Annotated in this window: 23 protein-coding genes; 12 read left to right on the plus strand and 11 right to left on the minus strand. The window is 45.7% G+C overall.

The window, feature by feature from the left end:
* Position 1: 1 nt before the first annotated feature.
* The gene (gene mpl / locus L3V31_RS09545) at positions 2 to 1360 is read right to left on the minus strand and encodes a UDP-N-acetylmuramate:L-alanyl-gamma-D-glutamyl-meso-diaminopimelate ligase (protein ID WP_237315847.1); all 1359 of its coding nucleotides are present in this window, start codon (positions 1358 to 1360) and stop codon (positions 2 to 4) included.
* Between the two features lie 311 nt (positions 1361 to 1671).
* On the opposite strand from mpl, the gene fbp reads away from it, so the two are divergent.
* Positions 1672 to 2685: a class 1 fructose-bisphosphatase gene (gene fbp, locus L3V31_RS09550; protein ID WP_237315848.1), complete on the plus strand. Its 1014-nt coding sequence runs from the start codon at positions 1672 to 1674 to the stop codon at positions 2683 to 2685.
* Positions 2686 to 2799: 114 nt separating this feature from the next.
* Complete coding sequence (gene ppa / locus L3V31_RS09555) at positions 2800 to 3330, plus strand: inorganic diphosphatase (protein ID WP_014230697.1); 531 nt, start codon at positions 2800 to 2802, stop codon at positions 3328 to 3330.
* Between the two features lie 148 nt (positions 3331 to 3478).
* Here the strand turns inward: ppa and L3V31_RS09560 are convergent, their stop codons facing one another.
* The 3 genes from L3V31_RS09560 to L3V31_RS09570 are packed head-to-tail and all read right to left on the minus strand — an operon-like array spanning position 3479 to position 9471.
* Positions 3479 to 3826, minus strand: coding sequence for a gamma-glutamylcyclotransferase (locus L3V31_RS09560; RefSeq protein WP_237315849.1), 348 nt, complete (start codon positions 3824 to 3826; stop codon positions 3479 to 3481).
* A 27-nt stretch (positions 3827 to 3853) separates the two neighbouring features.
* Positions 3854 to 7759 carry a translocation/assembly module TamB domain-containing protein gene (locus L3V31_RS09565; RefSeq protein WP_237315850.1) on the minus strand — a complete coding sequence of 1302 codons (3906 nt, stop codon included), beginning with the start codon at positions 7757 to 7759 and terminating at the stop codon, positions 3854 to 3856.
* The gene (locus L3V31_RS09570) at positions 7756 to 9471 is read right to left on the minus strand and encodes an autotransporter assembly complex family protein (RefSeq protein WP_237316082.1); all 1716 of its coding nucleotides are present in this window, start codon (positions 9469 to 9471) and stop codon (positions 7756 to 7758) included. The genes L3V31_RS09565 and L3V31_RS09570 overlap by 4 nt, the downstream gene beginning before the upstream one ends.
* Positions 9472 to 9646: 175 nt before the next feature.
* On the opposite strand from L3V31_RS09570, the gene msrA reads away from it, so the two are divergent.
* Positions 9647 to 10285, plus strand: coding sequence for a peptide-methionine (S)-S-oxide reductase MsrA (msrA, locus tag L3V31_RS09575; protein ID WP_237315851.1), 639 nt, complete (start codon positions 9647 to 9649; stop codon positions 10283 to 10285).
* An 87-nt stretch (positions 10286 to 10372) separates the two neighbouring features.
* Here the strand turns inward: msrA and L3V31_RS09580 are convergent, their stop codons facing one another.
* A complete protein-coding gene (locus L3V31_RS09580) occupies positions 10373 to 10576 on the minus strand; it encodes a DUF1107 domain-containing protein (protein WP_237315852.1) in 204 nt (67 codons plus the stop codon).
* A 279-nt stretch (positions 10577 to 10855) separates the two neighbouring features.
* On the opposite strand from L3V31_RS09580, the gene L3V31_RS09585 reads away from it, so the two are divergent.
* From L3V31_RS09585 to L3V31_RS09615, 7 genes are all read left to right on the plus strand, one after another.
* Positions 10856 to 11407 carry a YtfJ family protein gene (locus L3V31_RS09585; RefSeq protein WP_237315853.1) on the plus strand — a complete coding sequence of 184 codons (552 nt, stop codon included), beginning with the start codon at positions 10856 to 10858 and terminating at the stop codon, positions 11405 to 11407.
* Between the two features lie 146 nt (positions 11408 to 11553).
* A complete protein-coding gene (locus L3V31_RS09590; RefSeq protein WP_237316083.1) occupies positions 11554 to 11877 on the plus strand; it encodes a DUF2607 family protein in 324 nt (107 codons plus the stop codon).
* 107 nt (positions 11878 to 11984) lie between these two features.
* Positions 11985 to 12731 carry a DUF2796 domain-containing protein gene (locus L3V31_RS09595; RefSeq protein ID WP_237315854.1) on the plus strand — a complete coding sequence of 249 codons (747 nt, stop codon included), beginning with the start codon at positions 11985 to 11987 and terminating at the stop codon, positions 12729 to 12731.
* A gap of 52 nt (positions 12732 to 12783) precedes the next feature.
* Positions 12784 to 13512 (plus strand): ABC transporter ATP-binding protein, encoded by a 729-nt coding sequence (locus L3V31_RS09600; protein ID WP_237315855.1) that lies wholly within the window; start codon positions 12784 to 12786, stop codon positions 13510 to 13512.
* A complete protein-coding gene (locus tag L3V31_RS09605) occupies positions 13509 to 14768 on the plus strand; it encodes an FtsX-like permease family protein (protein ID WP_237315856.1) in 1260 nt (419 codons plus the stop codon). The genes L3V31_RS09600 and L3V31_RS09605 overlap by 4 nt, the downstream gene beginning before the upstream one ends.
* 4 nt (positions 14769 to 14772) lie before the next feature.
* A complete protein-coding gene (locus tag L3V31_RS09610) occupies positions 14773 to 15270 on the plus strand; it encodes a DUF3299 domain-containing protein (protein ID WP_237315857.1) in 498 nt (165 codons plus the stop codon).
* Between the two features lie 319 nt (positions 15271 to 15589).
* Positions 15590 to 16495, plus strand: a complete 906-nt coding sequence (locus tag L3V31_RS09615) for a TIGR03899 family protein (RefSeq protein WP_237315858.1) — start codon at positions 15590 to 15592, stop codon at positions 16493 to 16495.
* 89 nt (positions 16496 to 16584) lie between these two features.
* Here the strand turns inward: L3V31_RS09615 and cysC are convergent, their stop codons facing one another.
* From cysC to cobA, 5 genes are all read right to left on the minus strand, one after another.
* Positions 16585 to 17202: an adenylyl-sulfate kinase gene (gene cysC / locus L3V31_RS09620; RefSeq protein ID WP_237315859.1), complete on the minus strand. Its 618-nt coding sequence runs from the start codon at positions 17200 to 17202 to the stop codon at positions 16585 to 16587.
* Between the two features lie 24 nt (positions 17203 to 17226).
* The gene (locus L3V31_RS09625; protein ID WP_237315860.1) at positions 17227 to 18951 is read right to left on the minus strand and encodes an SLC13 family permease; all 1725 of its coding nucleotides are present in this window, start codon (positions 18949 to 18951) and stop codon (positions 17227 to 17229) included.
* Positions 18952 to 19194: 243 nt separating this feature from the next.
* Positions 19195 to 20625, minus strand: coding sequence for a sulfate adenylyltransferase subunit CysN (gene cysN, locus L3V31_RS09630; RefSeq protein ID WP_237315861.1), 1431 nt, complete (start codon positions 20623 to 20625; stop codon positions 19195 to 19197).
* A gap of 18 nt (positions 20626 to 20643) precedes the next feature.
* Positions 20644 to 21552, minus strand: coding sequence for a sulfate adenylyltransferase subunit CysD (gene cysD / locus L3V31_RS09635; RefSeq protein ID WP_014230681.1), 909 nt, complete (start codon positions 21550 to 21552; stop codon positions 20644 to 20646).
* A 58-nt stretch (positions 21553 to 21610) separates the two neighbouring features.
* Complete coding sequence (gene cobA, locus L3V31_RS09640; protein WP_237315862.1) at positions 21611 to 22486, minus strand: uroporphyrinogen-III C-methyltransferase; 876 nt, start codon at positions 22484 to 22486, stop codon at positions 21611 to 21613.
* Between the two features lie 264 nt (positions 22487 to 22750).
* Between cobA and L3V31_RS09645 the strand changes: the two genes are divergently transcribed.
* Both L3V31_RS09645 and L3V31_RS09650 read left to right on the plus strand, forming a co-directional pair.
* Complete coding sequence (locus L3V31_RS09645; RefSeq protein WP_237315863.1) at positions 22751 to 24712, plus strand: bifunctional 2',3'-cyclic-nucleotide 2'-phosphodiesterase/3'-nucleotidase; 1962 nt, start codon at positions 22751 to 22753, stop codon at positions 24710 to 24712.
* Positions 24713 to 24827: 115 nt separating this feature from the next.
* Complete coding sequence (locus L3V31_RS09650; protein ID WP_237315864.1) at positions 24828 to 25400, plus strand: Crp/Fnr family transcriptional regulator; 573 nt, start codon at positions 24828 to 24830, stop codon at positions 25398 to 25400.
* A gap of 54 nt (positions 25401 to 25454) precedes the next feature.
* Here L3V31_RS09650 and dbpA read toward each other — a convergent pair whose 3' ends face one another.
* A complete protein-coding gene (dbpA, locus tag L3V31_RS09655) occupies positions 25455 to 26834 on the minus strand; it encodes an ATP-dependent RNA helicase DbpA (RefSeq protein WP_237315865.1) in 1380 nt (459 codons plus the stop codon).
* Positions 26835 to 26929 lie beyond the last annotated feature (95 nt).

Here is a 26929-nt window from a genome sequence, read left to right on the forward strand (position 1 = left end):
ATTAAGCTTTTTGTTTTAATTGTTCGAGAAGTTTACCGTGAATACCGCCAAAGCCACCATTACTCATAACCAGTATTTGGTCACCAGGCTTTGCACGTTCAACGATTTTCGTAACAAAATGGTCTAGATCAGCGTCAATAAAAGCCGGCTGCTGACATTGGTCAGCAATTTCCTGTACAGACCATTCAATATTATCTGGCTGGAACAAGAACACTTCATCGGCATTGTGCAATGAATCTGCCAGCGTATTCTTGTGTACACCTCGCTTCATGGTGGCTGAACGAGGCTCAAGTACTGCTAAGATACGTTTTTCACCCACCTTATTACGCAAACCGCCAACCGTTAATTCAATCGCCGTAGGATGATGAGCAAAATCGTCGTAAACCGTTACACCTTGCTCTTCACCTTTAAGCTCTAAGCGGCGTTTGGTATTGATAAAACGGCCCAATGCCTGACAAGCTAAATCTGGAGTCACGCCAACGTGCCTTGCAGCAGCGATCGCCATCAGCGCATTATCCACGTTGTGATCGCCCACTAAGTCCCACTCCACAACACCGACTTTCTCACCTTGCAACGATACTTCGAACTTAGATCCATCGACAATTAGTTTATGCGCTTGCCAGTCGCCATCTTCACCAGAAAACTGCTTTTCCGTCCAGCAACCACGCTCAAGTACATCAGAAAGTGCTTGATCTTGTTTAGGAGACAGAATAAGACCATTGCCCGGAACAGTTCGTACCAAATGGTGGAATTGACGCTTAATTGCTTCAAGATCGTCGAAGATGTCTGCATGATCAAATTCAAGATTATTCATGATTAACGTACGTGGATGGTAATGGACAAACTTAGAACGCTTGTCGAAAAAAGCACTGTCGTATTCATCCGCTTCAACAACGAAAAACATGCTTTCTCCCAGCCTGGCAGAAACGCCAAAGTTACCCAGTACGCCTCCGACCAAGAAACCAGGTTGGTAACCGCAGTCTTCCAGTATCCATGCCAGCATGCTTGAGGTGGTCGTTTTGCCGTGCGTACCAGACACGGCTAACACCCAGCGATCGTGAAGTAAAAACTCATTCAACCATTGCGGTCCAGAGGTATAGCGCATATTACTGTTAAGTACATGCTCTACGCATGGATTCCCACGGCTCATTGCATTGCCAATCACGACCAAGTCAGGTTGAGGTTCAAGCTGAGAAGGGTCGAAGCCTTCAATAATTTCAATGCCTTGAGATTCTAGCAATGTACTCATCGGTGGGTAAACATTCGCATCAGAGCCCGTAACTTTGTGTCCGAGCTGACGAGCTAAAATTGCCGCGCCACCCATAAACGTGCCGCAGATACCCAAGATATGGATGTGCATAAACTTAACCTTGTAATGCCTTGTTTGATGCTTTCATTATCGCGATAACCACCAGAAAAGCGAGTGACTTTCACCTTGTTCTTACTGTCACTTTCAAAAATATAACAAGTCTGAACACGGACTGTACAGTCACCGAACTAAATGATGAACTCGTCAGTGACAAGACAATTAAATTGAGATCTCAGACGGTTACTTCATTACCATTAAAAAGATCTTCGACATAAAATCACGTTTAGCGCAAACGTTTAACATCCGTAAAGAGATGCACCGTTGCGCAACACCCCCATTAAATAAAAATGTAAGGATTAACCATGTCTGGATTGCGCACCCTAGGCGAATTCATTGTCGAGAAACAATCGGATTTCCCCCACGCTAGTGGTGATCTATCATCTCTTTTAGCATCCATTCGTTTGGCAGCTAAAATCGTTAACCGCGAAATCAACGCTGCCGGCCTTGGTGATATTACTGGTGCTGTCGGCACAGAGAATGTCCAAGGCGAAGCTCAGCAAAAACTAGACGTTTATGCAAACGACAAGTTTAAAGCGGCACTTGAAGCTCGTGACCAAGTTTGTGGCGTAGCCAGCGAAGAAGAAGATGAGGCGGTTGCATTCAATAAAGAACTCAACCAAAACGCCAAATATGTTGTATTAATGGATCCACTTGATGGTTCATCTAATATCGACGTGAACGTCTCTGTAGGTACTATTTTTTCAATCTACCGTCGTGTATCCCCAATTGGTACTCCAGCAACAGAAGAAGATTTCCTTCAGCCAGGTCACAAACAAGTTGCCGCTGGCTATGTGATTTATGGCTCTTCAACCATGCTGGTTTACACAACTGGTAACGGTGTTAATGGCTTCACGTACGATCCTTCTATCGGCAGCTTCTGTCTTTCTCATGAAAACATGATGATCCCTGACGATGGCAAAATCTACTCTATCAACGAAGGTAACTACATCCGCTTCCCACTTGGTGTGAAGAAGTACATCAAGTACTGTCAGGAAAACGTGCCTGAAGATGGTCGTCCATACACGTCTCGCTACATTGGCTCTTTGGTGGCTGACTTCCACCGCAACCTGCTTAAAGGTGGTATCTATCTGTATCCAAGCACACAAAGCCATCCACAAGGAAAACTGCGCCTACTTTACGAGTGCAACCCAATGGCCTTCCTGATAGAACAAGCCGGTGGTATCGCTTCTGACGGCGTGAATCGCATCATGGACATCAAGCCGACAGAATTACACCAACGTGTGCCGTTCTTCGTTGGTTCAACAAGCATGGTACGCAAAGTCGAAGAATTCCTTGAAAATAATCGCGACGAATAGACCTTTGTCCTACTCGGCAGGTGTTTACCTGCCGTGTTTTTGTCGCTAAAGTGAGTTGCGAATAAATCGTAATAAGATGAGGTTCCCTCATCCTCAATGAAAAGGAAGTTTCAAATGAGCCTAAACCATGTACCAGCAGGTAAATCTCTGCCTGAAGATATCTATGTCGTTATCGAAATCCCTGCCAACGCAGACCCTATCAAATACGAAGTAGATAAAGACTCTGGTGCTGTATTTGTTGACCGTTTTATGTCCGCGCCAATGTTCTACCCATGTAACTATGGTTACGTGAACAACACACTATCTCTTGATGGTGATCCTGTAGACGTACTTGTTCCGACTCCATACCCATTGATGCCAGGTTCAGTAATTCGTTGCCGCCCTGTTGGCGTGCTTAAGATGACGGATGAGTCTGGTGAAGATGCTAAAGTTGTCGCGGTTCCTCACTCTAAAATCTCTAAAGAGTACGAGCACATCCAAGATGTCGGCGACATCCCAGAGCTACTGAAAGCGCAAATTACGCATTTCTTTGAGCGTTACAAAGAACTGGAATCCGGTAAATGGGTGAAGGTTGATGGCTGGGCTGATGTTGAAGCCGCTAAAGCTGAAATCCTAGAATCTTACGATCGCGCTCAAAACAAATAAGTTAAAGCGGGTACGACAAAAAAGAGCTGCAAGTACGCAGCTCTTTTTTATGTCTGAACGCCAGATTAGCTTGAGTAGGTTTATCGATCGAATAGCATACGACCAACGTCGTAGTCATACTATAAATGCGTAGAGGTACCCCGCCGACCTATACTCTTTGGCACCAGTCACCGGATGATATCTCTTCGGTCAAATGCTCGGTATCTTGATAAATATAAATCCAAGCCTGACCAAACGGAGTACTGATGCTCTCACGACGGTACTCCACCGGAACATCCTCAAGCTTATCGAGTGCAACCAGCGTATCGTCATCAATCATATACACTTCCCCCTGCACTGAGCGGTGACCTTCAGACACTCCTGGGTATGGCCCTAAGTCGTACAAAGTATATTGAGCATCACTTTCATGGAGACCAAGAAATTGTGCCGAACTCAAATAGTGATGATTGTATTCCCCTTTGCGTAACGTTCCGTATACAAAGACTAAATGCTGCATAACCACTCCTTAGCTATGAGTTACGCCTTAATCAAACTCAAATTGATAGAGTAGGTCAACTGCGCTGTCTACACCAGAAACCGCTTCTAAATACAGATCCTGCATTAATCGGTAACGAACGGTAAATTCACCTAAAGAGTTAAAGATCCCTACGCCATATTTCACCTGTAGACCCGGTAAAATATAACCACTGACCGTCACCTGAGAATCATCTCCCGAACCAGCGGTATCGAGCTGCAAATCTTGCACGCCAAAGGCTTCTCCTATCTGACCAACAACACGACCACTTTTCGCCAGGCTCAAGCCAATCAAGGTGGTGGTCATGGCATTACCGCCTGACTCTGCATCGATATCCTGGCCACGTAACAGATAGGACAGCGCGTTAGCCTGAGCCATCGACGGTTCCGAGAAGATCTCCAAACTTGGGTTAGATGCGGGGCCAGTAACACGAACCCCAGCGATCACATCATCTTGAGTGTTATCAGGATTACGAATGGCAGAAATCGACAGATAAGGTTCATCCGCTGGTCCGTTCATCATAATTTTACCTTCTTCAATGACCAGGTCCTGGCCAAATGAGCGGTAAGAACCATCGACGATGTTTACTTCACCGACGATAAACGGGCCTTTATCTTTTTGAGTTACGTTGAGATTACCTCGCAGATCACCTTCCAAGCCAAACGCCGAAAGCCGGAAGTCGTTACCAATCTTGATGTTAATATCGGTTTCGACATTAAACGGTACCTCCACGGTATCATCGACCGGCTGTAAGTTTTCATCCAGAATAACCAAGTCATCTGAGACACCAACGGCACTAGGAGGCAACTCTTCAACGACAATGCGACCCCAAGGCAGATTAATATTCCCTTGTACCTTGGCAAGGTTCGGCGTCACCTCAATCGTCATGTCTGGCTCAACTTTGATTTTCACCATTGGCGGCATATCGACTTTTAACTCTTTAGCAAACACACGAGCGTTGGTGCGCCAGTTTTGTAAGTCTTGCCAATCGGCGTCACCCGTGATTTCCAGTTTTCCGTCAGGTGTATTGATACCGGCACTTAGGTCTGCTTGATGGCCTTTAAAGTTAATCGCAACCTGACCCGAGTCGATATCGATTGGTGTCACTTCACCGTTTAGTTCAATTTGGTCAATCAGGAACTGGCCGTTCACCATAGGGTGCATGACATCACCAGATAGCGTTAAATCGGTATTCATATTAGATTTGAACAGACTGTACTGGCCAATCAATGGCGCTAAGAAGTCCAGATGGAGCGTCGAAAGTGACACATTACCTGCGATCTCTGGAGACTCAGAAGAAACATTAATCAGCGAGACATTCCCGGATAGATCACCATTATCTGCCACGTCTACCAGCCACTGTGCATCTAGCTTATCTTTTGCTAAAGCCGCTTTAAAGCTGATACTTTCCCAGCCAACCGTAATTGGCTGTTCTAATGCTTGTTGTACCTGACCTTGTGGCATATCGACATTCAGCGTCACTTCTGGCTTCATATTTGGAGCCCACTTGGCAAAAGCTTGCGCATTCAATTCGCCTTGCAGCTTAGTTTCTGCCGGTAATAGTGTCTTGATTTGGCTAAAGTCAAAGTTATTCACCGCTAATTTCGCCTCGCCACTTTTACCCACACTGATGTTTTCAGATAAACACACGCTCGAATCAGCTTGCAGCCAACAATGCGCCTGAACATCCGCTATCTGCTTATCGATATTGATCTTTACAGGCGTCGACTTTTGCAGGGCCCAAGGTCCTTGAATGGTATCAAGTGACAAACGAGTTAAGGCACCATCCCAGATCATTTCTGGCTTTTGCGCCAATGAGCCTTGGATTTCTAAGCTAGTTGATACGATATCCGAAACCACATCTAAGGTGAGTTGATGCAGTTTTTCATCTCCTGAAACTTCAAGGTCTGCGCTATCAATATTAACGCTGTCATAGGTGATATTATTTGCCACTAGGCTCACGTTAGCTTTGGGTACGGGTAACGGTGAGACATCACCTTTCAGCCTGACCGTTTCTACTTTGGCTAGCTGCTGCCAGTTCGCTTTATTTACAGCGAGATCTAGGTTGATATCCGGCTCTTTCAAGCTGCCTCGTACGGCAATTTTACCGTTCATGTTACCGCTAAGATCAGGCACACTTTTCGCAAAATCAGGGAAGTTAACGTCAACATCCATCAAGATTTTTTTATCGATCTTACCCTTGGCACTCAGCTGGTTAGGACCATGAGCCAGTACTAAACCTTGAGTTATGAGCTGGATATCTTCGGCTTTCCCACTGTTATCGGATGCTTCTAACTGCCCTTTCACTTTTAGTGGGTAACCGCGTAAAACACCATCAATATCAAGCGTAGGAAGGCTAACCTGCCAGCCGCCCAGCTCTGTCAACGAACCTGAAGTTGATAAGCTACCACTAATGTCTCCTTCGGCTTCCTGCCACTGCAGACCAGGCTGAATATGTTGCAGGTTGAGATCGGCTTGCCAGTTAATTGGCGCCGCCCAGTTAGCCATGACCTTGCCCGACAGTTCTCCACCTAAGGTTTTTACCACAAGACTTTGTAGATCAATTTGTTCTAAGGTTCCTTTTCCGTTTAATGCCACATCAACAGCTGGAATATCCTTACCGGATGCTTTAGTTTCCAGCGCCACCTCGTAGCCATCTAACGAGCCTTTAGCGGTAAGACTCGGTACTGCAACCTGATAATCACTTTCTCCCAGCAGTGGCCACTGCGCTTCCACATTGTTAATCGTCACATCAAACGGTAACTGAACTTTCAGCGGCTGAAGTTTGGCTTGGATTTCGGCTTTAGTCAGTTCAGACAGCGTAGCTTTTAGTGATAAGTCCCCCGCTGAACCAGATGCCGACAGCGACAATTTCTGTCCTTTCACCTCAGCATGCTTCACTAACGCATCCAGTTGTACATTTAGAGGATAGTCTGCGGAAAGTGTCGCTTGCGTACTCAGCGTAGCCTCAACTTCAGGCATATCGAGCTCAAGCGTTTGCAGATCAACACGATCGCGGCCCGCCTTCGCCACCAGACCGAGATGATGAACGATAACAGGCGTTTCACCCGCTAACTTAAAGTTATGGATATCGAGGCGACGAACATCGACTGTCAACGGAATCCAGATTTCAGGTAAAACAATATCTTGCGGTTCTACATCGGCTGTTTTTACTGCTTCCGAATCCGTCGCCTTAGCTGCGTCACTCAGGGAGTCGGCGGCGTCAGTATCAGTCCCCTCGACTACGGTATTCTGCTGCTGACCTTCCTCACCTTCAGCACCTTCGGCTGCAGGAGTCTGGGACTGTGCAATTTCCGGATCAGCTGGTACCTGCTCGGTATCAGCTGGTGCTAATGCAACATTAATCTCTTTCAATGCCGTTGGAGCGATGACTAAGCGATCGCCTTGCATCGATAATGCGGTCGAGAAATCCTGCCAATCAACTTGATTACCCAAAATATTCAGATTGATATCATTAAGGCTAACTTTATTGACGAAGATTGGTACTGGCGTACTGACTGAACGAAGCGGTGGCGTCTCTTCTTCTGGCTCGTCACTCGCCGGTGGAAGTTCCGGCATCTGGAAGTTCACGCCCTGCAGAGATAACTCATCGACACACACTCTAGGATCGAAAAAGCAGCGGAAGTTCACCGCCAGTGTCAGGCGGTCTACTTTCGCATCAATATTCAGAGATTCATCAACAAAGCTGAGCTTTTCCAGTGCAAATCGTGGAAATAACGCGCCCTGAACTTTCTCCACCTTCAATTGTGGTACGGCCGTTTCTGCCCCCCATATGGCGAGCTTTAATCCAGGGTGAGTAAAGAGCACTGTTGAGAGTAAAATGATGAGCAACAACAGAAGACCAATCAAAACTAGCGATAGCCATTTGGTCCACTTAAACATCTTTTTCATCATAGTTCAGGCCCCAAAGAGAAATGGATACGAAATTCGTTCTTCTGTGGCTCATCCAATCCCCATGCAAAATCAAAGCTGATTGGGCCAACCGGCGAAGCCCAGCGAATACCTACCCCGGCGCCCGCTTTCCATTCGGGTGTATTATCAAATGCGTCACCAATATCGTAGAAAGTCGCGCCCCACCAGTTACCAGTAATACGGTACTGATATTCCAGTGTGCTACTCAGGATATATTTTGCCCCCGTTAACGCGCCACTTTCATCGACAGGCGAGATGGACTCATAACCATAACCACGGATGTTATTGTCACCACCCGCAAAGAAACGCAACGATGGAGGCAACTTATCAAACTCTTCCATAAAGTTAGCGCCGCCTTCTAAGCGGAAAAGTCCACGATGGTTTTCACCAATCCCTCGAATCCAAGAGGTTCGGCCCAAAAAGCGAAATACTCGGGTCGCAGACAAAACGCCTGGGTCACCATATTCAAAAGTGATGGTTTGCTTATCGCCCCACATTGGCATACTGCCCCCACGACTTCTCGTACGTGAAAACGTTGCTCCAGGTAGCAAAAAGTGCACCCCATCTTCCTGTAGACCCTGAGAAAAGTTTTCATACAAGTGACGTATGTACAAGGTCTTACGCCAGCCATCATCCACGATCCAGTGGCGTTCGACCGCTAAATTCGTTTCTAAACTATCGGTATCACGGCTGTCCAAATGTTTTAAGCCAAACTGGAGCTGGTAGTATTCATGCAGAACGTCATCAAGCGGTATTTTGTAGCCTGCAGTGATGGTTTGTTCCGGTTGGGACAGGGAAAGTGCGGTGTCTAGACTGTGGCCTCGAGAGCTGATCCAGGGTTTGTTCCATTTCAATGTGCCACGTACGCCAGTATCAGTGGAGTAACCAAGACCGGTTTCTATCTGGTTTTTGGCCGCCGGAGCAAGCGAAACCTTAACTGGTAATTCACGCCCTTCCTCCAGCATTGCCAGGTCGGGCTCAACAAATACAGACGAGAACCAGTCGGTATTAGACAGGTTCTGGTTGTACTCACCAACACTCGAAACTAAGTAAGGTTCGCCCGCTTCAAACGGTCTTAACGAAGCAACGCGCTCGTCCCAGATCTGGCTGCCGGTGATATTGATGGAACCAAAGTGATAGCGGATACCACTGTCATAATGCAAACGAATATTCGCTTCATTTAATGCGGGTACCACCTCCAAACGGCTAAGTTGATAATCCCCTTTGAAGTAACCGCGCTGCAACGCTAAATTACGTATTCCTGACTTGAGGCTATCGTATTCGCTTTGATTCAGAACCCGGCCCACTTTTAAAGGAGACGCCGCGAGAAGCGCTTCAAATGCTTCATCCTCTTGCGCTTCGCCAGTGATCACGACATCCATAACTTTAATTTTGACTGGTAAGCCTTTCGCAATATCGATGATCAATTCATCATTATTTTCAGTAACAGAGTATGAGATATCTGCGTGATAATACCCAAGCGCGTTGAGTGCCTCATTGATGCTTTCATCTAATCGCGCTTGAAAACGCAACGAAGTCGAGTAATCTTCTTCAGGAATCGAAGTCAGATAAGCGTTGACATTTTCTTCTAACGCGCCGTCTATACCTTGTAGCTTAATAGATACTTTGGCAGAGGCGTTATGGGAAAAGGCAAACAAGCCAACAACAATGATCGGGAGAGCTTTTTTTATCATGCGTTTTAGATGCGTGAGATTCGTGAGATTAAAGAAACATGTGTCATAATAACGCCAATTAAAGGCTAAGTCTGTAATATTCATAACTTTACCGCAGCCTTTGTAAATCCATATTCACATAAAGACGAACTGGGAAAAGTTCGCAAATTTAAGACAAATTTAAAGGACAGATAGCATGCTCAACAAACAGACATTAATCAGTATAGAAGATGCTCTACCTGGTCGAGAGCAGCCGATGCAAATTGAAGATACTCATTTTGTTAATCATTCCAGTTTAACGGCACCATTGCAGGCTAACCAACAGCAAATTCTTTTAGGTATGGGCTGCTTTTGGGGAGCAGAGCGCTTGTTTTGGCAACTGGATGGCATCATCTCAACATCAGTAGGTTACTCTGGTGGGTACACGAAAAACCCCACTTATGAAGAAGTATGTACGGGAAAAACCGGACATGCTGAAGTCGTTAGAGTGGTATTTGATGAGCAAGTTATCTCTCTGGAACAACTTCTGGCTGCATTTTGGGAAAAACACGATCCAACACAAGGGATGCGTCAGGGCAACGACCTCGGCACGCAATATCGCTCCGCTATTTATACTTATTCGCAAGAGCAGCAAGACATCGCAGAAAACTCAAAGCGTCAGTATCAACAAGCGCTGCAAGAGGAACAAAGAGCCTCTATCACCACCGAAATCCAGCCGGCGGGGACATACTACTTTGCTGAAACATACCACCAGCAATATCTGGCGAAGAACCCTGAAGGCTACTGTGGTCTTGGCGGAACAGGCGTGTGCTTTCCACCAAGTTTACAAAGCTGATTTGATTCAGAATCGAATAATATCAATAACCTATAACAAAAAAGAGCGACCTTCGTCGCTCTTATTATAACTTTGCCTGTTACCTGCTCATCGTAGTTTCAACGATGCTATCTCCTGATTCACTTCTTTGAACACAGTGAGTCTTTTCTGATCTGTTACATCAGGTAGAAGAACCTTGCCATTGTCAAAATCAAAGTTCCCGACGCCTGCGATGAAAAACTGACCTTTAAACAGCGTCTTTACAAAACGAGCCACCTGGAGTGGTCGGTATACCGTGAATTCACGAAGCATAATTCACCTCAATTCCTTTGAGAAAACACAGATTGTCTAGCCTTAACAATCTAGTAGCGCAATTTGCGAGCGGCTTCATTCTAGCAAATCCTAATTACAACGCAATATTACACCATTTCATACGTTAAATAAATGTTAACAAGCTCGCTGTAATTTTACTTGTTCTACTTATATACTGGCGACATCCAAATGGTTCCTGTAAACCAAGCTCACCTGACTGTATCAATCACTCAGAGGTGACTTGGTTGTAAAGCTCTCACTTGTATGGAATATAACAATATGAAAATTAAGACTCTCCTACCACTTCTTCTGGCTATGACGCCAAGCCTTTCATTCGCAAATAATTTAACCATCGGCGAAAATCTTCCAGACGTCCGAGTTGGTGCTTATGGTGAAATTGTGATGCAGGGCGAAGGCGTAGCGTACCAACCGTGGGTCACGCAGAACATGTTGGGCAAAGTACGCGTTATTCAGGCGATTGCCGGACGCAGCAGTTCGAAAGAGATGAACGCCCCGTTAATGTCTGCCATTACCGCCGCGAAATTTCCTCAAGAAAGTTACCAAACCACAACGATCATCAATCAAGATGATGCGATTTGGGGTACCGGCTCTTTCGTCAAGTCTTCAGCGCAAGACAGTAAGAAGGCGTTTCCTTGGTCATCGATGGTACTGGATGAAAATGGCTTAGTCGCAAAAGCTTGGGGGTTAGAGCAAGAGAGTTCAGCAATCATCGTTCAGGATAAACAAGGGAAAGTGCTTTTCACCAAAGAAGGTCCTTTAGAACAAAACGAGATCACGCAAGTGATTGAGTTAATCAAACAAAATATATAACCCGCATCAAAAGGCTCCTTGTCCCGACAAGTGCAAGGAGTCAGCTCCTCAGCATGGCCTGAATTTTCCCTTAACTGACAAAAGAGTAAACTTTTACCAAAAATGAGTGTTATATTATAACACTCAATTGGGTCTCAGGCACTATGATGGTTCTCTCCAGGCAAACAACATTTCAACATTGCTATCGTACTGTTGTACTTTTCAGTACGGCATTGCTGATCGTATGGAATTTTGCCAGCCTTTTTCATCAATTGGATGTAACGCCTGAGCACCACACGCACCATCACTGTCAAATGTTTGCCGGGACTCACCATGGTCTGGCAAAAGCTCTACCCACCATAACAGCCCAGACTTACACTCGGCTCAAGTTTCATGATGTAGCCGAAAGCTCACTCCACACTGAAAAAGTGCACAGTTCTGCCCGCGCTCCGCCTGATTTTGCTCATCTCTCCTCAACTCAAAATATTTAGTGTTATTTGCTCGCACATTCGCGGCTTTTAACAATGTATTAAAAGACTTAATATCAACTGGAATGCATAATCATTCAAATTGATAGACGCAAAATTAGGAAAGTAAAATGCCATCTAAACACACTTTGGCTCTTGTTATCGGCTTGTCTCTGTCTACAACAGCAATGGCAGAAGAATATCGACAACACAATGCGCACGAGCATGGCCATGTAGAGTTTAACATTGCACAAGACGGCAAAGATTTGTTAGTTGAAATCACCGCTCCGGGCGCCGACGTGGTTGGTTTCGAACACGCTCCAGAGAACGCAGAGCAAGAGCAGCAATTAAAACAAGCGATCGCAAAGCTGGAAGATACCAGCAGCCTTTTTACTATCAACTCACAAGCTGAGTGTGACATCGCAGATGTACATGTAGAGCATACCCTTGGTGGCTCTCACGACGAACATGACCACGAAGGTCACGAACATGATGAACACAAAGACCATGACGAACATGAACACCACGATGATCATGCTGCTCATGAAGGTCACGACCATGATGAACACAAAGGCCATGATCACAGCGCACATGACGAGCATAAACACCACGATGAGCATGAAGGTCACGAAGGTCACGAAGGTCACGAAGGTCACGAAGGTCACGAAGGTCACGAGCATGATGAACACAGCAGCCATGGCGAATTCTCTGCGCAATACCGCTTCAACTGTGAAAAGGTCAGCGATCTGAGCACAATCAAAACGGCTTGGTTCAATCAATTCCCAAACACAGAGTCAGTCAGCGTTAACCTGTTCACGGATACCACGCAATCAGCGACTAGCTTGAACAAAGGCAACGCCGAAATCGTAATCAAATAAACCGCATAGCGTGTAAGTACCCACTTACACGCTATTACTTTGGTAACTTTCTATGACTGATTCAATATCAAGCGTTGTTGAACTCAATAACGCCCAGTTTATTTGGCCGGGTTCAGACATCGCTACCATCGATATCCCTCACTTACGTATCATGCCCGGTGAGCATGTATTCATCAAAGGGCCTAGCGGGTGTGGTAAGTCGACGCTTCTCGCGCTGCTGACCGGCATTAACACATTGAGTGCGGGTACTTTATCGGTACTGGATACCGATTTATCGACACTGTCTGCAAGCCAAAGAGACAAGTTTCGTGCAGACCATATTGGCTATATTTTCCAGCAATTCAATTTATTACCCTACCTGAACGTGGTTGAAAATGTCTTGCTGCCGTGCCAATTCAGCAAAGTGAGACGTAACCGTATTGCAGCGAATGCCAGCCATGAGGCGCTAACTGAACAGGCTTCGGAATTATTAGAAAGACTGCATTTGCCACAAAGCCTGCATTCGCGTCCGGTCTCCGAGTTGAGTATCGGCCAGCAGCAGCGCGTTGCAGCAGCACGAGCGTTGATGGGGCATCCAGCGTTAGTGATTGCTGACGAGCCAACCTCCGCTTTGGATCATGACAATAGGATGGCGTTTATTGAGCTGCTCATGGAACAAGCCAATCAAGTCAACGCGACATTGGTATTTGTCAGCCATGATCCAACCTTAGAGCCTTTGTTTAACCGCACTATTAATCTCCCTGAAATAAACCAAGCGAATTCGTTAGGAGGTTTATCATGACTGTCGTTATCAGCCTTGCCTGGAAGAGTTTGATAAACCGTAAAGCGACCGCATTACTCACCGTGATGACCGTTGCGATTTCTGTGGTTTTGCTACTTGGTGTCGAGCGCATTCGTACACAGGCAAAAGACAGTTTTGCCAATACGATTTCTGGCACCGACTTAATAATTGGTGGCCGCTCAGGTCAGGTAAACTTATTACTTTATTCGGTATTTCGAATCGGCAATGCCACCAATAACATCGACTGGAAGAGCTACCAGGAATTCAGCCAGCACCGCTCTGTGGATTGGGCTATCCCAATTTCTCTGGGTGACTCCCACAAAGGCTTTCGTGTCATGGGAACCAACCACAGTTACTTCGAGCATTTCAAGTATGGAAGTAAGCAACCACTTACTTTCGAAAAAGGTCTAGAGTTCAATGGATTATTTGAAACCGTCATTGGTGCAGATGTTGCTAAAGCACTGGGTTACCAGATAGGTAGCGAGATCATCATTGCCCATGGCATCAGTGATGTGGGCTTTAGCCGCCATGACAACCTGCCTTTCAAAGTCGTGGGCATTTTAGCCCCCACGGGCACACCAGTAGATAAAACTGTTCACGTTTCTTTAGAAGCGATTGAAGCCATTCACGTAGGCTGGGAAAGTGGTGCGAATTTAGGTGCAACACCAAAGGCCGAAGATTTAAAAACCGTCGATTTTCAACCGAAGCAGATCACCGCCATGCTCGTCGGTTTAAAATCACGCATTCAGACGTTCGCCTTACAAAGACAAATCAATACCTACCCGCAAGAGCCGCTCAGCGCGATCATGCCGGGCGTTGCGCTGCATGAATTGTGGGGAATGATGTCAGTCGCAGAACAAGCATTAATGGCAGTATCAGGTTTTGTCGTCGTAGCCGGTTTACTTGGCATGCTAAGCAGCCTATTGACCAGTTTACAGGAGAGACGCCGAGAGATGGCTATTCTGCGTGCCATGGGAGCAAGACCACGCCATGTGTTCTCACTCCTGATAAGCGAAGCTAGTTTACTAACAACAGCCGGTATTATTACTGGGGTGGCTGGTCTTTATTCGATTCTGGCTCTATTGCAACCCATCATGCAGCAACATTATGGTATACATCTAACACTAAGCTTTCTTTCTTCATATGAATGGATGCTACTCAGTTTTGTACAATGTGCTGGTATTATGATTGGTTTCATCCCTGCACTACGCGCTTATCGACAATCTCTGAGTGATGGAATGACAATAAGGATTTAAACAAATGTGGAAAAAAATATTCGCTAGCTGCTTGCTGGTGATTTCTTTTACGACCCCGGCAATGGCAAGTGAAGATCCATTGAAACTCGACTGGCTTGATCTGGTTCCCGAATCGGAACGGAAACTGTTTGACAGTGTCGGCATGCCGTCGGCGTCAGAGCATAGCGGTGGTGCCGCACAACAATCTAAGATTGGCAGTGTAAGAACGGAGTTGAATGGCAGTCTGGTAAAAATACCGGGATTTGTGATCCCGCTAGAAGGTGATGCCAACACAGTGACTGAGTTTCTGTTGGTACCCTACTTCGGCGCATGTATTCACGTTCCACCACCACCACCAAATCAAATCATTTACGTGAAGTTCCCAGAAGGGGCGCCAGTTCAGGAGCTATGGGATGTTGTTTACGTCGTCGGGACGCTTAAAACAGAAGTCATTAGCCATGAGCTAGCTCAAACCGCATATTTGATAGAAGGGACGAAAATAGAAAGTTACGACGATATGTAATATCCCGTCTTTTCAGATACAACAATGGCGTCGCTTCGGCGCCATTTTTTAATCCAAAGCTAAATGATATAGCGAGACAGATACCCTAAAACGCCCACATAGAGAATCAAAAGAAACGCTATCGACAGGTGCTTTTTCAGTTTGCTTTCTTCTGAGAACTTCATTGCCCCTCCAAAGTAACGATAACAACTTTAACAATTCATTATCATTTTGGATAGCTTAATTTGATCAAATTTTGAAGTACACTTTCTGGTCGTTAGACAGATTAAGAGGTAAATTGAGGCAAGCGTTACTCATAACTCACTGAGTAGGAACATCAATGGCAGAATCAGCAAAGCAACCTAGCGAAATGGTACACCAGCCTCACTCCGAACAACGTTCTAAAAACGACAAGAAAAACAGCTATATCAAAGACAGTGCCAGCCAAATTCATAACATTGCGCAAAGTTATGGGTTCGATGCATTGCTTCAAGCTGACACTCCGAAGAAGTCTGCCCTTGAAAGAGCTCAACTGTGTGAGCAACGGCGTCAAGAGCAACGGCAAAAGAACCTGGAACAGGTTTTAAAATTAGCCCATAACGCCTGCCGCGATGAAACAGCGGGTGAGCCAGAACCGGATTGGTTGTACCGCTTTTTCGACATGGCGCAGGATATTCACAACAGCTCAATGCAAAAGCTCTGGGCGCAGATACTCAAACGTGAAGTCATCAATCCCGGATCAACATCGATGAAGGCGCTTAAAGCCCTCAAAGACATGTCACCAAAAGAAGCCCAAACACTGCAAAGAGCAGCCTCTTTGGCTTGCAGCTTTGGTGGCGATGGCAGCCGCAAATTATTGATTGGTTATAAAGCCCATAACGGTATTTTCAGCTTTGGTAAGCGGGATACCACCAGCAACCTCAATATGGGGACGTTCCAACTCCCTTATTCCAGCTTGTTAGTGTTGATTGAGTTGGGGCTGCTGCACAGTACCGAGATCGAGTCTGGAGAAATCGGTGTTGAAACTCCCTTAATACTCTCGTACCAAGGTAAAAACTTATCACTCCACGCCAACACCAAAGGAGTAAGGTTGCTTTACTATCGATTTACCTTAACGGGCAACGAACTGTGCAAACTGCTCGGCAACAAACCTAATACAGAGTACTACGATCAATTGCTCGCGCTTATAAATCATAAATTTACTGTACACACGGAATCACACAGTCGCGTAGATCATACCGTTTAGTTGTACTTTAAGAGCTTTTGGTCACCTATGTTCCAAAAGCTCTTTAAACACTTCACGACCTTTTAGTCACCCATGATCTAAATGCTTATTTAGCGGATCACACCACGCTGTTTTAAGTCATTGATGCACAGTTCTACCAACTCATCGACACTCTTTTCTCCCGCAGGTAAATCTATTTCTGGGTTTTCAGGTGCTTGATATTCGGAGTCAATACCCGTGAAGTTTGGAATTTCTCCCGCGCGAGCTTTACGGTACAACCCTTTAGGATCACGTCCTTCACACACCGCTAGAGATGCATTGACAAACACTTCGATAAACTCACCTTCAGGTAATAAATCACGCACCAGTTGGCGCTCAGCTCGATGAGGAGAGATAAAGGCAGACAGCACAATCAAACCAGCATCGGCCATCAATTTAGCCAGTTCTCCAATGCGGCGAATATTCTCGCGACGATCCTGCTCGGAAAAGCCTAAATCACTGCATAAACCATGACGAACATTATCACCATCAAGTAAATAGGTATGGTAACCAAGCGCGGCAAGGCGATTTTCTAATGCGCCCGCTACCGTTGATTTACCCGCACCAGATAAGCCCGTAAACCAGAGCACTGCTGGTTTTTGTTGCTTTAAGTCAGCACGAAACTGTTTATCGACCGAGTGCTGATGCCAAACAATGTTTTCATCTTTTACCGTGGTGTCGGCTGTCATAACGTATCCTTGTAAATATCGGAATTAAAAAGGAAAGAAGACCGGAATCAGTGTCAGTACTAATACGGAATACACAATAGAAATCGGCACACCAATTCGCACATAATCGGTCAATTTGTAATTACCTACGCTGTAAACCAACAAGTTAGTTTGATATCCGTAGGGAGAAATAAAGCTTGCACTTGCACCAAACAATACCGCCATGATGAATGGCATAGGATCGACGCCGTACCCTATCGCCATACTATAGCCAATAGGGAAAGAAAGCGCGGCGGCGGCGTTATTGGTGACTAATTCAGTTAACACCAGCGTCATAATATACGTCGCGATCAATGCCCCCAAAACGCCCCAACCGTTAAAGGCCTGAATAAACATCTCCCCCATCCTGACGGATAAGCCAGAGGAGATCATTAACTGAGCAATCGAGAGCGCGGAGCCGACAATCACGACAATATCAATAGGAAAACGTCGTCGCAGCTCTGAAACTTGTATAATGCCAAACGCCAACAGGGAAATAATGTAAACCGAAAGCCCTTTTATGATTGGCACCAAATCCAGCAACGCACAGCCAATGACCGCAGCGAAACCGAGCAATACGATAGATGATTTGTTCGCGTCCAGACGAGCACTGGAGTCCAAATCATGAACTAATACGAACTCTTTACGATGCGCGCGACGCTCAGATTCAAATCGCTTACCCGGAACCAACACTAAAGTGTCACCCGGGGCTAATTTTATACTGCCCAACCCGCCTTCGAGTCGCTCATGGCCACGGCGAATTGCGACAACAACCGCATCAAAACGGTCACGAAATCGACTTTCTTTTAGAGTTTTATGACAAAAAGTAGCAGAAGAACTGACGACAACTTCACGAAAATTTTGTCCATTCAAGTGCTGATGACCAAACAGCGTCAGCCCGGGAATTTCTTGCAGCGTCGCGACACTTTCTACATCCCCACAAAACAGTAGGCGATCTTTGGCATTGAGCACAAACTCCGGACCGACTGACGAGACAGTAACGCCATCACGTATGACTTCTGCCAAGAACAGTTTGCGTAACGCACGTAGATTATTTTCGCTAACGGTGCGCCCCACTAATGGCGAGCCTGGTTCAACGCGTGATTCAAGGAAATAAGGCAGATCTTCCTGAGTTTGATCGTCATAATTCGGCAGCAGGTAGCTCAGTGGAATCAAAATCAGTAACCCACCAGCCAGAACAGCTAAACCAATCAGCGTCGGGGTAAAAAATCCTAAGCTAGGTAAGCCTACATCTTCCACAAAGCTGTTGATAATGAGGTTGGTCGACGTACCGATCAAGGTCAATGTGCCGCCCAAAATCGCCGCGTATGAAAGTGGGATTAATAGCTTTGACGGCGCATGCTGCTGGTTTCGTTTGATGGCGCCAATCAGAGATACGACAACAGCCGTATTGTTGGTGAACGATGATAACAACGCCGTAGAGAGTCCCAACTTAGCGATAACACTACCTAAACGTCCTTCAGAGATACTGCGACTGACCCAGCTGATAAGAAGCGTTTTTTCTAAAGCACACGACGCAAGTATTAGTAACACTAAGGTTAGTAATGACGAGTTGGTAAAGTTAGAGGCAATGGATGTCAAATCCATCATACCAGCTAGAAACGAAATAAAGGCTGCACCAGCAAAAACATAACTAGGCTTAATTTTCGTGACAAGCAAACAAGTGATAATGCCAAGCAAAATCGCTAATACAAATCCTTGTTCCCACATAGCCTTTCCTTACCAAATAGCCCGTTTGGGGCGAAAACAGCCACTGCACATCACATGTTGCAGAGCGAGAAAATAAGTAACCAGAGCAAAACAAGCGAAAAAGAAAGCCAGAATGACTCACACTTCACAGTGCATTCTGGTTTCTGGAGGAAAGAGCCTGACTGCATTTCGCAACTCAGTCGGACTAAAAACCTGAGCAGAAAAAGAGGCCACATTGGCTCCTTCACTGCTCAGTAACACCATTTACTTTTTAAGTAATTGGTTTAGGTCTTTAGCTTCCCAATGCGGGAAGTGTTTGCGAACCAGTGCATTAAGCTCCAGTTCAAATGCAGAGATACCAGTCAAGTCACGCTCTACCAATGCTAGGCTTTCTTTCACCATACCCGCACCAACGGTAACGTTAGTCAGACGGTCAATAATGATGAAGCCGCCCGTGTCTGCACAGTCTTGGTAATTATCAAGTGCAACAGACTCGTTTAATGACCACTCACACAAACCAATACCATTCAGTGGCAATTCAGCCGCACTATGGCTAGAAAGGTTATTGATGTCGTATTGATGGCGAATCGTCTCAACGTGACCAACTGTTTTCTTACCCGCAATCTTAATATCGTAATCACGACCCGGTTGAAGTGGCTGTTCGGTCATCCACACAACGTCTGCAAGAAGATGGTTTGTGGTTTCTACCTGAGCATTTTCTAAAACAATCAGATCTCCACGGCTAATATCGATTTCATCACTCAAAGTCAGCGTTACGGCAAGGCCTGCTCGTGCTTCTTCGATATCACCATCGAAAGTGACGATTCGTGCAACTGTCGACGTTTTACCTGATGGAAGCGCTTTAATCTTGTCTCCCACTTTCACTGAACCTGAAGAAATCGTGCCAGCGAAACCACGGAAGTCGAGGTTAGGACGGTTCACGTACTGAACTGGGAAACGGAATTCACCACTGCCTTTCTCGTAGTCAACATCAACAGTTTCAAGCAACTCTAGTAGTGACGGGCCTTCAAACCAATCCAGATTGTCACCTTTGTCTACCACGTTATCGCCTTCAAGTGCTGAAATCGGAATGATTTGAATATCAATATCACCGGTCAGCTTTTCAGAAAACTCAAGGTACTCATCACGAATCTGTTCAAAACGCGCTTGCGAGTAGTCAACCAGATCCATTTTGTTGATCGCGACAACGAAATGCTTCAAGCCCAATAGGTTTGAAATGAATGAGTGACGACGAGTCTGATCAAGAATGCCTTTACGTGCATCAACAAGAATCACGGCTAAATCACACGTCGAAGCGCCTGTTGCCATGTTACGAGTGTATTGCTCATGCCCAGGAGTATCGGCGATGATGAACTTACGCTTCTGCGTTGAGAAGTAACGGTAAGCCACATCAATGGTGATCCCCTGTTCGCGCTCTGCCTGCAGACCATCAACAAGTAGGGCTAAATCAGGCTTTTCACCTGTTGTACCTACACGTTGGCTATCTGAATGCACGGCCGCAAGCTGATCTTCATAAATTTGTTTTGAGTCATGGAGTAAGCGACCAATAAGGGTACTCTTACCGTCATCAACAGAACCACAAGTCAGAAATCGAAGTAAAGACTTGTACTGGTGTTGTGTTAAATAGCCTTCGATACCAAGCTCGGCTAATTGAGCTTCAACTGCACTGTTCATTATCTTTCCTTAGATCCTTTAGAAGTAACCTTGACGTTTTTTAAGTTCCATCGATCCTGATTGATCATGGTCGATCGCTCGCCCTTGACGCTCACTCGATGTTGCCACCAGCATCTCTTCAATAATGCCCGTCAGCGTATTGGCTTCGGATTCGATCGCGCCGGTTAACGGGTAACAACCTAAAGTACGGAAACGAACACTCTTCTCTTCTACTACTTCACCTGGCTGAATCTCCATGCGGTCATCATCAACCATGATCAACATGCCATCTCGCTCGACAACCGGACGCTTGTCAGCAAGGTAAAGCGGTACGATCTCAATATTTTCTAGATAGATGTATTGCCAAATATCCAATTCTGTCCAGTTTGATAGAGGGAACACGCGAATGCTCTCGCCTTTGTTAACCTGACCGTTGTAGGTTTTCCAAAGCTCTGGACGTTGGTTTTTCGGATCCCACGTATGGTTCTTGTCACGGAATGAATACACACGCTCTTTCGCTCGCGATTTTTCTTCATCACGACGAGCACCGCCGAATGCCGCATCAAAACCGTATTTGTTTAGTGCTTGCTTAAGACCTTGAGTCTTCATGATGTCTGTGTGCTTTGAAGAACCGTGAACAAATGGGCTACAACCCATCGCAAGACCTTCTGGGTTCTTATGAACCAAAAGCTCAAAACCGTATTTTTCTGCAGTACGGTCACGGAACTCAATCATCTCGCGGAATTTCCAGTCCGTATCGACATGCAAAAGTGGGAATGGAATTTTACCCGGGTAAAACGCTTTACGCGCCAGGTGCAACATCACTGATGAGTCTTTACCAATCGAATACATCATGACTGGGTTACCAAACTCAGCCGCAACTTCACGGATGATATGAATACTCTCCGCTTCGAGTTGTTTAAGGTGAGTTAAACGTTGTTGGTCCATGTTTTGTATTTCCTTTTAAGCTTGAAGGCGCATTACGTCTCTAATCTTTGGACTGAAATTATATGGAGCTGGCAATAGCACTTTTGTTGAACTCTGTACTAGACAAAAACCAGTCTAATTTTTGAGACAATCGCACCACTTCACCTACCACGATTAAAGAAGGAGATTGAGCATCCTTCGATAAATCAGATAGTTGGGACAATTCTCCCTTAAATACTTTCTGTTCTATTTGCGTACCCCGTTCGATAATAGCTATCGGCGTTGAGGCTGAGCGACCGTGTTTAATAAGCTGATTTTGAATATAGTGTGATTTCATCAGTCCCATGTAGATCACTAAAGTCTGATTGCCGCGAGCCAGTGTCGACCAATCCATCTCATCACTTTCTTCTTTCAAGTGACCAGTGACAAAAATGGCGGATTGAGCGTAATCACGGTGAGTCAGAGGAATCCCCGCATAGGCTGTTGCTCCAGCCGCCGCTGTAATGCCAGGCACAACCTGAAAACGCACACCAGCATCAGCCAGAACTTCGAGTTCCTCACCACCGCGACCAAACACAAATGGATCGCCACCTTTTACTCGTACAACTCGGTAACCTTGTTTGGCAAAGTCCACCAGCAGTTGATTGGTTTTCTCTTGCGGTACGCTATGGTGTCCAGCGCGCTTGCCAACACAAACTAAGATCGTATCGCTTGGGATCAATGCCATGATCTCTTCAGAAACAAGATAGTCATACAAAACCACATCAGCTTGCTGTAAGCAGTTCAGTGCTTTCACAGTCAAAAGTTCAGGGTCACCCGGGCCCGCACCAACGAGTGCGACTTCACCAGGCTGCAGCGAGCGCTTTGCAAATCGCGTTGTCACAGCCATTGGGTTATCAGAAACCAATCGAGGCTTTGATGTGGGAAAAGTGGTGACTGAATCTTTCGCTGCCATGTGTTTGCTCATCGTCCATAGATTTTGGTATGCGTGCATTATGGCGGTGCGTTTATATTACCTGAAATTCTAAAATTTCATTTTTTATTCAAAAATCTGCTAAGAAGTTTTTGTTTGGTCTCATTCAAAAGTGTGAAAAAGCGGGCGTTTAATATGAAAAGGGTTCAGTAAAATGCGTTTGTTCACAGTTTTCTGCACTTAAATCATCACGTTGCAAATAATTTCGTTACATTTGTCTTTTACCCCCTTGAATTGGAGCACCTAATGAAATTGGCTGTTAATCCTATTTCCTTCGCGGTTTTAAGCGGAATGTTAACGCTTGCCGGACCCGCAATAGCTGACACGATCAAGCTGCGCATTATCGAAACCACAGACATCCACACCAACGTAATGGATTACGACTACTACAAAGACCAGCCGTCACAACAAATTGGTCTAAGCCGAGCCGCCACTCTGGTTAAACAAGCTCAATCAGAATCTGTAAACAACGTATTAGTGGATAATGGTGACCTCATTCAGGGCAGCCCTATGGGTGACTATATGGCGGCTAAAGGAATTAGAGATGGCGAAATTCACCCCGTGTATAAAGCCATGAACCAACTTCACTACGACGTCGGCAATATAGGCAACCATGAATTCAATTATGGTTTGGACTTTCTACAAAAAACACTCGCTGGTGCCAACTTCCCATACATCAACGCCAACGTCTTTGATAAAGAAACCGGTGAGCACTACTTCAACCCCTATCTGATCAAAACCTACACCATGCAAGACACTGATGGTGAAACCCACCAAATTAAGGTTGGCTACATTGGTTTTGTGCCACCGCAGATCATGGTTTGGGATAAAAAGAACCTAGAAGGAAAAGTCTTCGCCAAAGACATTAAAGAAACCGCTCAGAAGCTTGTCCCGCAAATGAAAGCGGAAGGTGCTGATGTGATTGTGGCAATCCCCCACTCGGGCGTTTCTACAGACCCATATAAACTCGGGGCAGAAAACTCGGTTTACTACTTAACCCAAGTTGAAGGTATTGATGCGATTGCTTTTGGCCACTCTCATGCGGTCTTCCCTGGAAAAGGGTTTGAAAACCTACAAGGCGTCGATAATGAACATGGCACTATTAATGGTGTAACCGCAGTGATGCCGGGCCGCTGGGGTAGTCATGTCGGAGTGATGGACTTAGTCATCAAACAAAAAGATGGCAAATGGCAAGTGGTTGATGGGCAATCTGAAGCACGTCCAATCTTTGACAAGGCCAGCAAGACATCTTTGGCAGAAGCTGACTCGGGCATCGTAAAAGCATTAGAGGAAGACCATAAAGGCACTCGCGAATTCGTTAATCAACCGATTGGTAAAGCGAATGACGTGATGTACAGTTTCCTGTCTTTAGTTCAGGATGACCCGACGATTCAAATCGTTAATTTGGCGCAAAAAGATTACGTTGAACGATTTATTCAGGGCGATCCAGATTTAGACGGCATTCCTGTACTCAGTGCAGCTGCGCCATTTAAAGCAGGCGGCCGTAAAAACGATCCCAATAACTTTACGGAAGTGGAATCAGGTCAACTGACTTTCCGTAACGCCGCCGATCTGTATTTGTACCCAAATACACTGGTCGCGCTAAAAGTGAAGGGCAAACAAGTTCAGGAATGGTTAGAGTGCAGCGCTGGTCAGTTTAAGCAGATTGATGTCACTAACACCCAACCTCAGTCTCTGATTGACTGGGATAATTTCCGTACCTACAACTTCGACGTGATTGACGGTGTTCATTATCAAATCGATGTAACCAAAGCACCTAAGTATGATGCAAGCTGTAAAGTGATAAACCCAGACTCGCAGCGTATTGTGAATCTGACTTTCAACGGCAAACCGCTCGACCCAAAACAAGACTTCCTCATCGCGACCAACAACTATCGAGCGTACAGCAACACCTTCCCTGGCACAGGGCCAGACTTTATCGCGTTTGACTCGCCAGATGAGAACCGCTCGGTCGTGGCGGCTTATATTTCTCGAGTCAGTGAAGAAAACGGCGAAGTCACACCAAGTGCGGACAACAACTGGTCATTTGCGCCAATTAAATCCGACCAACCACTGGATATTCGCTTTGAGACCTCACCAAGTAACAAAGCCGCGAAGTTCATCAAAGACAAAGCTCAATACCCAATGAAGCAAGTGGCAACCGATGAAATTGGCTTTGCCATCTATCAAATTAACCTGAACCAATAATCCCGGTTTTATCGATATAAGCGGCTCTCAGGGGCCGCTTTTTTATTTAGCCACTTTCTGTTGTTGAGAAAGAAGCGTTAGAATACATCAACGATTTTTAGACTTTTACCCCTTGATGCCAAACGACGTATTTTCTGACCTGACTCAAAATGGCTTTTCCGAACAAGAAGCCGCACAACTGATAGAACATGGGCAAGAACTCGAATTACCAACCAGACATATTCTCTGCCATCAGGGAGAATTTGGCTCGCACATCTATTTCATTCTTGAAGGGTTATGCCATGCCAGCTATCTCACAGAGCAAGGTAAGGAATTCAGTAAAGAGTTCTACTGGGAAAAAGACTGGGTGATAGGTTTCGAAAGCGTTATAAGCAATCAGCCTTCCCCCTATTTGTTGGAAACGCTCACTGCCTGTCGTTTATTTTGTTTACCTATAGAAACACTCCACCGTTGGCGTTCAGACAAGCATTCGATTTATCTCAAACTGCTGGAAACACAGTTGATAAATAAAGAGCACAAAGAACGCTTTATGCTACTGTACTCGCCAGAAGAACGCTATCAGTTGCTCTGCCAGCATTACCCCGATTTAGAACAACGAATTACCGATAGCCAAATTGCCGCCTATCTTGGTATTACGGCCATCAGTTTGAGCCGAATTAAAGCGCGGTTAGCAAAAGACAACCAGTAAGCCAAAAACAAAAAAGGCTCTTCAACAGAAGAGCCTTTACTTAAAATTAAATACTTATTTAAGAAGACGAGCGCGGAACTGACGTCCTTTCATCTTACCCGTGCTGATGATTTGCAGAGCTTTCTTCGCAGCTGACTTCTCTACCGCCACATAAGCACGCACTGGGAACAAATGAATCTTACCCACTTGAGCCCCCGGAATACCATTTTTCCCGGTTAAACAGCCTAGGATATCGCCCGGACGCACTTTTTGTTTTTTGCCACCGTCGATATTTATCGTCACCATTTTCGCTTGGTAAGGCTGTTGATTTGATTTTTCTGGCAACGTCGCAGGAAGGATATCCATATCTAAATATTCTTCGATACGTGCAACACGTAAACCATCTTTCTCGCCAAAGAAGCTGAACGCCAAGCCTTTACTGCCCGCTCGACCAGTACGACCAATGCGGTGTACGTGTACTTCTGGGTCGCGAGACAATTCAAAGTTAAATACCGCATCTAGGTTATCGACATCCAAACCGCGTGCCGCAACGTCTGTTGCCACCAAAATAGAAACGCTCTTATTCGAGAACTGAACCAACGCCTGATCACGCTCACGCTGTTCCAGATCACCATGAAGATCAATCACGCTGAAACCACGATGATGCAGCTCATCCGCTACACTTTGCACTTCTTTTTTGGTGTTGCAGAACACAACCGCAGACTCAGGTTGATGAGTAAGAAGAAGGTTTGCCAATGCCTCATCACGCGCTTCCGAACCTTCGACTTTATAGAAGTACTGGGCGATGCTCGAGGTATCGTGTGTCGATTCCACTTTGATCATCTCAGGTGACTGCATAATACGTTGGGCAATTTGCCCAATTTTTTCAGGAAAAGTCGCACTGAAAAGCAACGTTTGACGCTTTTTCGGCGCTGCATCTATGATAGCGTCCAGCGCATCCTGGAAGCCCATGTCTAGCATGCGGTCAGCCTCATCCAGTACCAGCGTATTTAGTTCAGAAAGATCAATTCGGCCTTTTTCAAGGTGATCAAGAATACGCCCAGGAGTGCCAACCAAAATATGAGCACCATGCTCCAGTGAACCAATTTGTGGTCCCATCGGCATACCACCACACAGTGTCAGCACTTTAATATTGTGGATACCACGCCCCAGAGTGCGGATTTCTTTCGCTACCTGATCGGCCAGTTCACGTGTGGGACACAGCACTAAAGACTGTACACGGAATCGCTTCACATTGAGGTTAGATAAAACCCCAAGACCAAACGCGGCGGTTTTGCCCGAGCCAGTTTTACCCTGACCAATCACATCACGCTGGTTCAGAATCGCTGGCAAGCTTAATGCCTGAATCGGCGTCATGTGGGTGTAATTCAATGAATCAAGCGTCGCGAGTAACGCCGGGCTTAGCCCTACGTGGTCAAAAGTTTGTTTGCTCACAGGGGAATATCCTCAGGTAGGATGAAAAAGAGGGCACATTATGACCAGATTTGTCAGGAAGACCAGTTAAAATTAACCATAGTTAATGAGTATTA

The sequence above is a fragment of the Vibrio sp. J1-1 genome, from assembly GCF_021728395.1.
In the GTDB taxonomy this organism is placed as follows: Bacteria; Pseudomonadota; Gammaproteobacteria; order Enterobacterales; family Vibrionaceae; genus Vibrio.

Coding starts and splice junctions, on each gene's coding strand:
- mpl (WP_237315847.1), bottom strand. CDS start 1,360: ATGCACATCCATATCTTGGGTATCTGCGGCACGTTTATGGGTGGCGCG.
- fbp (WP_237315848.1), top strand. CDS start 1,672: ATGTCTGGATTGCGCACCCTAGGCGAATTCATTGTCGAGAAACAATCG.
- ppa (WP_014230697.1), top strand. CDS start 2,800: ATGAGCCTAAACCATGTACCAGCAGGTAAATCTCTGCCTGAAGATATC.
- L3V31_RS09560 (WP_237315849.1), bottom strand. CDS start 3,826: ATGCAGCATTTAGTCTTTGTATACGGAACGTTACGCAAAGGGGAATAC.
- L3V31_RS09565 (WP_237315850.1), bottom strand. CDS start 7,759: ATGATGAAAAAGATGTTTAAGTGGACCAAATGGCTATCGCTAGTTTTG.
- L3V31_RS09570 (WP_237316082.1), bottom strand. CDS start 9,471: ATGATAAAAAAAGCTCTCCCGATCATTGTTGTTGGCTTGTTTGCCTTT.
- msrA (WP_237315851.1), top strand. CDS start 9,647: ATGCTCAACAAACAGACATTAATCAGTATAGAAGATGCTCTACCTGGT.
- L3V31_RS09580 (WP_237315852.1), bottom strand. CDS start 10,576: ATGCTTCGTGAATTCACGGTATACCGACCACTCCAGGTGGCTCGTTTT.
- L3V31_RS09585 (WP_237315853.1), top strand. CDS start 10,856: ATGAAAATTAAGACTCTCCTACCACTTCTTCTGGCTATGACGCCAAGC.
- L3V31_RS09590 (WP_237316083.1), top strand. CDS start 11,554: ATGGTTCTCTCCAGGCAAACAACATTTCAACATTGCTATCGTACTGTT.
- L3V31_RS09595 (WP_237315854.1), top strand. CDS start 11,985: ATGCCATCTAAACACACTTTGGCTCTTGTTATCGGCTTGTCTCTGTCT.
- L3V31_RS09600 (WP_237315855.1), top strand. CDS start 12,784: ATGACTGATTCAATATCAAGCGTTGTTGAACTCAATAACGCCCAGTTT.
- L3V31_RS09605 (WP_237315856.1), top strand. CDS start 13,509: ATGACTGTCGTTATCAGCCTTGCCTGGAAGAGTTTGATAAACCGTAAA.
- L3V31_RS09610 (WP_237315857.1), top strand. CDS start 14,773: ATGTGGAAAAAAATATTCGCTAGCTGCTTGCTGGTGATTTCTTTTACG.
- L3V31_RS09615 (WP_237315858.1), top strand. CDS start 15,590: ATGGCAGAATCAGCAAAGCAACCTAGCGAAATGGTACACCAGCCTCAC.
- cysC (WP_237315859.1), bottom strand. CDS start 17,202: ATGACAGCCGACACCACGGTAAAAGATGAAAACATTGTTTGGCATCAG.
- L3V31_RS09625 (WP_237315860.1), bottom strand. CDS start 18,951: ATGTGGGAACAAGGATTTGTATTAGCGATTTTGCTTGGCATTATCACT.
- cysN (WP_237315861.1), bottom strand. CDS start 20,625: ATGAACAGTGCAGTTGAAGCTCAATTAGCCGAGCTTGGTATCGAAGGC.
- cysD (WP_014230681.1), bottom strand. CDS start 21,552: ATGGACCAACAACGTTTAACTCACCTTAAACAACTCGAAGCGGAGAGT.
- cobA (WP_237315862.1), bottom strand. CDS start 22,486: ATGGCAGCGAAAGATTCAGTCACCACTTTTCCCACATCAAAGCCTCGA.
- L3V31_RS09645 (WP_237315863.1), top strand. CDS start 22,751: ATGAAATTGGCTGTTAATCCTATTTCCTTCGCGGTTTTAAGCGGAATG.
- L3V31_RS09650 (WP_237315864.1), top strand. CDS start 24,828: ATGCCAAACGACGTATTTTCTGACCTGACTCAAAATGGCTTTTCCGAA.